Origin of the sequence: Saliniramus sp. (genome assembly GCF_035311605.1) — a bacterium.
Classification (GTDB): domain Bacteria; phylum Pseudomonadota; class Alphaproteobacteria; order Rhizobiales; family Beijerinckiaceae; genus Saliniramus.
Genome location: NZ_DATGCW010000074.1, coordinates 1 through 6,303 on the forward strand (window position 1 = coordinate 1; position 6,303 = coordinate 6,303).

At 63.5% G+C, this 6,303-nt stretch carries 6 protein-coding genes; all 6 read right to left on the reverse strand.

Annotated elements, in window-relative coordinates:
• The coding region (locus VKP01_RS03615) for a GTP-binding protein (protein ID WP_324410361.1) at positions 1-917 on the reverse strand (917 nt) is incomplete at its 3' end.
• A gap of 5 nt (positions 918-922) precedes the next feature.
• A complete protein-coding gene (locus tag VKP01_RS03620; protein ID WP_324410363.1) occupies positions 923-1,876 on the reverse strand; it encodes a DMT family transporter in 954 nt (317 codons plus the stop codon).
• Between the two features lie 117 nt (positions 1,877-1,993).
• Positions 1,994-2,959 carry a type II secretion system F family protein gene (locus VKP01_RS03625; RefSeq protein ID WP_324410365.1) on the reverse strand — a complete coding sequence of 322 codons (966 nt, stop codon included), beginning with the start codon at positions 2,957-2,959 and terminating at the stop codon, positions 1,994-1,996.
• An 18-nt stretch (positions 2,960-2,977) separates the two neighbouring features.
• Positions 2,978-3,958: a type II secretion system F family protein gene (locus VKP01_RS03630; protein WP_324410367.1), complete on the reverse strand. Its 981-nt coding sequence runs from the start codon at positions 3,956-3,958 to the stop codon at positions 2,978-2,980.
• Positions 3,959-3,985: 27 nt separating this feature from the next.
• Positions 3,986-5,494 (reverse strand): CpaF family protein, encoded by a 1,509-nt coding sequence (locus VKP01_RS03635; protein WP_414706506.1) that lies wholly within the window; start codon positions 5,492-5,494, stop codon positions 3,986-3,988.
• A gap of 65 nt (positions 5,495-5,559) precedes the next feature.
• On the reverse strand, positions 5,560-6,303 hold a 744-nt coding region (locus VKP01_RS03640), incomplete at its 5' end, for an AAA family ATPase (RefSeq protein ID WP_414706507.1).

Sequence of the window (6,303 nt, forward strand, 5' to 3'; positions counted from 1 at the left end):
AGGAGGTCGAGAAAGAGATCGAGGCTGCGCTGGGGTACGGGCGCGTCGCTCGTCAGGCAGAAGGCCCGGATCGCGGCGTCGTGGCGGTTGACGTCGTGATGGTGGTGGTGATGGTCGTGGCCGTGGTGTTCGTTATGTCCGTGATCATGATCATGATGATGCCCGTGATCATGTTCATGCTGGCGTCGGTGCGCGGCATCTTCCGCCTCGGCGATGGCTTCGGCTGACAGCCATGTCGCAACGTCGCCGATCTTGCCCTGCGTGTCGAACAAACCCGACATCACCATGCTCTCGAGATCCAGCGCATCGCCGGCATCGAGGATCGCGGCCCCGGGATTGAGCTCGCGCAAGCGGACTGTGAGCGCCGCGAGCGCTCCGGAATCGGACAGATCCGTCTTGGATAGAACCAGCCGGTCCGCCATCGCGGCCTGGCGTACGGCTTCCTCATGTGCGTCCAGCGTCGCCGCGCCCGCCATGGCATCGACCACGGTGACGAGGCCCTGTACGGCAAAGCGCATCGAGAGATAGGGATGGTAGAGCACCGCATGCAGGATCGGCGCCGGATCGGCCAGCCCCGTGGTCTCGATGATCACACGCCTGAAGGGCATGATGCGGTCATTGTCGCGCTTGCGCAGCAGGTCCTCAAGGGTGTGAATCAGGTCACCGCGCACCGAGCAGCACAGGCAGCCGGCCGAGAGCAGGATCATGCCCTCGTCCACCGTCTCGACCAGCATGTGGTCGAGCCCGATCTCGCCGAATTCGTTGACGATCACCACGGTGTCAGACATGGCGGGGTCGGTGAGGATGCGGTTGAGCAGCGTCGTCTTGCCGGAACCGAGGAAGCCGGTGAGGACCGTCAGCGGCAAGGGCTCCGGGCGGCGTCCGGCGGCTGGCTGTCCGCCTGTATGATTGGTCATGCATCCTACTCCGTCAGGGCGCGGCGCGTGGCAAGCGCACGGCTGCGCCGGTTCTCCATGAGCACATTGGTGGCGACGGCGCCAACGACAAGAGCGCCGCCGAGGAATTGCAAGGGCACGAGCCGTTCGCCGAGCAGGATCGCCGAGGCGGCGGTCGCGACCACCGGCTCGGCGCAGAAGGCGAGGCCCACCACCACGGCCGAGGCGCGCACGAGGGCGACGAGCTGGAAGAACAATCCCGCCATATAGGTCGCGATCAGAAGTGCCACGGCAGCGGGCGCCACCGTCAGCGCCGCCGGCGGATCCAGCGCGCCGAGCACGCCGCCGACGATGATGCAGGCGGGGATCACGGCGAGATTGACCCAGAAGATCTTGGACAGGGTCGTCGTCTGTGGTGAACGGGTGCCGGAGAAGAATTGCAGGGTTGCCGAGGCGCTCGCCAGCCCGGCCAGCGCGACACCGCGCCAGTCGAGGGTTTCGAATGCGGGCCCGATCACCATCGCCACACCCGTAAAGGCCATGCCCGCCAGAAGGAGCAGGGCAGGACGCAGGCTCCCGCCATCCACGAGCGGCGAGAGCAGCACGATCACGATCGGGAAGGTGAAGAAGATGACCACTGCCACCGAGACCGGAATGAAGGTCACCGCGCTCATATAGCCGATCCCCACGCCCGCACCGCCGAGCGCGAGCGCGATCATGGCGCGGCCTTCACCGGGCGCGATACGCGGCAGCCGGCGCCAAAGGGCGGCGACGAGCGCGGCGACGAAGAACATCGCGATGACGCGGTAGAGGGCGACGGAGACACCGGACAACCCCGAATCGGCGGCCATGCGGGCAAAGACGATGCTGATCCCGTAAGCAGTCGCACCGGCGCTTGCGAAGGCGAGGCCGAGGCCGGGCGTGGTCACCAGGACGGTCGTTGTCGGGGAGGCGTCGGGCTGGCCCGGTGCGGATGACATGAACCCTCGTCGCTCGCTTGATCCGGCGACGCGCGTTCACGCGTCACCGCCCGGATCTAGCAAAGCCGGAAGGGAAAGACCATGCCGGGCGAAGCAACCCCGCCATGCGCGGGCGGTTCACCGCCAGTCGAAGACCTGAATGAGTGCAGGCGTCATGATCACGGCGAAGAGCACGGGCAGGAAGAACAGGATCATCGGCACGGTCAGTTTGGGCGGCAGGGCAGCCGCCTTCTTCTCGGCCTCGTTCATGCGCTGGTCGCGGCTCTCCTGGGCGAGAACACGCAGGGCCTGACCGATTGGCGTACCGTAACGCTCGGCCTGGATGAGTGCCGTCGACACGGCCTTGACGGATTCGAGACCAGTGCGCTCGGCGAGGTTCTCATAGGCCTGCCGGCGCTCGGGCAGATAGGAAAGCTCCGCAGTGGTGAGTGCGAGTTCTTCCGCGAGCGCGATCGAGGCTCGTCCGATCTCGGTGCTGACGCGGCGAAAGGCCTGTTCCATGGAACTGCCGGACTCGGCGCAGATCAGCAGCAGATCGAGGGCATCCGGCCAGGCCCGGCGGATGGACATCTGTCGTTTCTGCATGGCATTGCGCAGAAAGATCTCGGGAGCCTTGATCCCGATATATGCCGCAACGATCACGATACCGAGCTGGATGATCAGGCTGAGGTCAAAGTCATCCACGAAAAACAGGTAGAATCCCGTGATCAGCGTGAAGCTGATCGGCAGGACCAGGCGGAAGACCAGAAACGTATATTCGGATTTCTGCCCGCGAAAGCCTGCCTGCATCAACTGCATCTTGGCAGTTTCGGTGCCCAGCCAGTCCGAGAGCTTGAACTGTTCGACGAACTGGCGGATGCGCTCGGCGGGTCGCGAGCGCAGCGAGCCCCGGTTCTGTCGCGAGAGACGCTCGCGTTCACGCGCCCTGATACGGTCGCGTTCGACCGCAACAGCTTTCATGCGCTTGTCGAGATTGTCGTTCGCGATCAGCGGCAACGCGACTGTGAAGACGGTCGCGACTGCAGCGATTCCCGCCAGAACCATCGCCAGGAATTGCGGATCGGAAAGGGCCTGCATGATCATCGCTTTGCTCCGTCCCGATCAGATATCGAAGGAAATCATGTTCTTCATGACCATCACGCCAAACAGCATCCAGACCGCACAGACACCGAGCACGATCTTGCCGGTGAGCGTCAGCCAGAGCAGTTCGATATAGCTGGGGCTGGAAATGTAGGTCATCAAAGCCACGATGAAGGGCAGGGCCGCAATGATCGCGGCAGAGGCCTTGGCTTCCATGCTCATCGCCTGGATCTTGCCCTTCATCTTCTTGCGCTCGCGCAGGACGCGCGACAGGTTGCCGATGGCCTCGGAAAGGTTGCCGCCGGCCTTGGTCTGAATGGTGATCACCGTGGCGAAGAACGAGGATTCGGCCACCGGAACCCGCTCCGCCATGCGCTCGAGCGCATCCGACAAGGTTACACCCATCGCCTGCGATTCGGTGACGAGGCGAAATTCGCTGCGGATCGGCTCCTCGGCCGAGGCCGCGATCTCCCGCATGCAGTCGCCGAGCGGCAATCCGGCCCGGATTCCGCGAACGATGATATCCATCGCATCGGGAAGTTCGGTGATGAATTTCTCGATGCGCTTTTTCGCAAGATAGCCGAGAATCCAGTTCGGGAGACCGAGCCCGCCGGCGAAGGTGCCGAGCCCCGCCACGATTAAACTACCCCCGGTAAGGATGAAGAGAAACAGGCCGACCAGCAATCCCAGCGCAGCGCTCATCAGAAAGAAACGTGATTTCGTCCAGTCGAGGCCGGCATGTGCTATGCGCTCTTCCAGCGAAGCCTTGTTGCGCCCGCGCTTCTCCTCGATCTCACGCAGGGTCTGCACGATCTGATCGCGGCGCTGGGCGGAATCGCGCGGCACGCGCTCCACACGCTGGTTGGGCGTCTTCGCCATCAGGGCCTGCTGCCGCTTTTCCGCGCGCTTTTCCCCCGAGAGGAGCGGGTACAGGAAGACCTGCGCGATGCCGCCAAAGGCGACCGCGATCAGCATGACGAGAAGAATGTCGCGTGTTTCCATGGCCCTGTCCTGATCTCCCGATCGTCGTCAAGCAGGCTCGTTTGCCGCTTCCATCGCGTCGAGCGCCGTTGCGAGCTGCTCCTCGACGCCGTAATAGCGCGCACGTTCCCAGAAACCCGGGCGTCCGACGCCGGTCGAACGGTGGCTGCCGATCAGGCGTCCGTTCTGATCCTCACCGAGCACGTCATACAAGACGATATCCTGGGTCACGATCACGTCGCCCTCCATGCCCAGCACCTCGGTGATGTGGGTGATCCGGCGTGAGCCGTCACGCAGTCGCGCGGCCTGGACGATGACGTCGATCGAGGAGACGATCATCTCGCGAATCGTCTTCGAAGGCAGCGCGAAGCCACCCATGGTGATCATCGATTCGATACGGGACAGGCATTCACGCGGTGAGTTCGCGTGCAGCGTGCCCATCGAACCGTCATGGCCCGTATTCATCGCCTGCAGCAGATCGAAGGCTTCCGGGCCGCGCACCTCGCCGACGATGATGCGTTCGGGACGCATGCGCAGGCAGTTGCGGACGAGATCGCGCATGGTGACCTGGCCCTGACCTTCCAGATTGGGCGGGCGGGTTTCGAGGCGCACCACATGCGGCTGCTGCAGTTGGAGCTCGGCTGCATCCTCACAGGTGATGATGCGCTCGTCGTGCTCGATATAGTTGGTCAGGCAGTTCAGAAGCGTCGTCTTTCCCGAACCCGTGCCGCCCGAGATCACGACATTGGCGCGGACCTTGCCGATAATCTTGAGCACTTCCGCACCCGGCGGCGAGATCGCCCCGAACTTGACCAACTGGTCGAGGGTCAACTTGTCCTTCTTGAACTTGCGGATCGTCAGGGCCGGCCCGTCGATCGCGAGCGGCGGCGCGATAACATTGACGCGCGAGCCGTCGGGCAGTCGCGCATCGCAGATCGGGCTTGATTCGTCGACGCGGCGACCGACCTGGCTGACGATGCGCTGGCAGATATTCATCAGCTGCTGCTCGTCGCGGAAGCGGACATTGGTCAGCTGAATCTTTCCGTCGACTTCGATATATGTCTTGCGCGCGTTGTTCACCATGATGTCGGCGATGTCGTCGCGCGCCAGCAGCGGCTCGAGCGGACCGTAGCCCAGAACGTCGTTGCAGATGTCGTCGAGCAGTTCTTCCTGCTCTGCGATCGACAGGACGACATTCTTCAGTGCGATGATCTCGTTGACGATGTCGCGAATCTCTTCACGGGCGGAATCCGCGTCGAGGCGCGCGAGCTGCGCCAGATCGATGGCCTCGATCAGGGCGCCGAAGATCATGCTCTTCGTCTGGTAATACTCGTCTGAGCGCTGTCGCGTCTCCACGGCAACCGGCTTCTGCTTCGCCGGCTCCGGCGGTGGCAGGGGGCTGGCGTTGAAGCTGCCGGCCGGTCGCGGGTTTTCGACCGGCAGGACCGGGACGGCCGGTTCGCTCGCCGTGTTCGCCGGCCTGGCCTCCGGTCGTGCCGCAGGCATGCGCGGCTCCGCCGGTTGCTGATTTCCGATCGAGGATCTCTTGCCGAACATATGGATCACTCTCTGCGCGGTTTGACGTTAGCCGGCGGCTGCCCGACGGTCCGTTGACGGGCTGATCACGAAGCCGATTTGCGTTTCAGGAATTTGGACAGCAGCGGATCCAGCAGGCCGGCACGCTTGTTCTTCAATTCCGTGCGACCGATGAGCGTGGCCGCCAGCTCCGTGAAGATTTCCGCTGGCCGGCATCCGGGCTGCAATTCAGCGAGCATCTGCCCGTTATTGGCAGCCGAACCGAAGAGCTGGGCATCGAAGGGCATCTCTGCGTCCAGATCATGACCCACCGCCTTGGCGAAGTCCGCGCTGGTGATCTCCGGACGCTTGGGCAGACCGATACGGTTGAGCATCAAGCGTGGCGGACGATCATTCGGGCGTTGCTGACGCAACAGATCCGCGAGATTTTTCGCATTGCGCAGAGAAGCGAGCTCCGGCTCCGCGACGACGATGATGTCGTCGGCGGCAAGCAGGATGCGTTTCGTCCATGCGCTCCAGAGATGGGGCACATCGAGCACGATGCAGGGCATGTTGGTGCGCAGCAGGTCGAGCAACTGGTCGAAAGTGGTCTCGGTCAGATCGCAGGTTCGATCGAGAACGGCGGGCGCTGCGAGCAGCGACAGCTTGTCCGAACATTTCGACATCAGGCGATCGACCACATTGGCATCAAGCCTGTCGGGCGCGAAGATCGCTTCGGCGATGCCCTGCGGAGGATCCTGGTTGAAGTCGAGCCCGGCGGTGCCGAAGGCGATGTCGAGATCGGCGACCACTGTCGCCATATCGAGATCGCGTGAAAACGACCAGGCCAG

What these genes read in the sequence shown, in the direction of transcription:
- VKP01_RS03630 (WP_324410367.1), bottom strand. Translation starts at nt 3,958, where the DNA reads ATGGAAACACGCGACATTCTTCTCGTCATGCTGATCGCGGTCGCCTTT.
- VKP01_RS03625 (WP_324410365.1), bottom strand. Translation starts at nt 2,959, where the DNA reads ATGATCATGCAGGCCCTTTCCGATCCGCAATTCCTGGCGATGGTTCTG.
- VKP01_RS03635 (WP_414706506.1), bottom strand. Translation starts at nt 5,494, where the DNA reads ATGTTCGGCAAGAGATCCTCGATCGGAAATCAGCAACCGGCGGAGCCG.
- VKP01_RS03620 (WP_324410363.1), bottom strand. Translation starts at nt 1,876, where the DNA reads ATGTCATCCGCACCGGGCCAGCCCGACGCCTCCCCGACAACGACCGTC.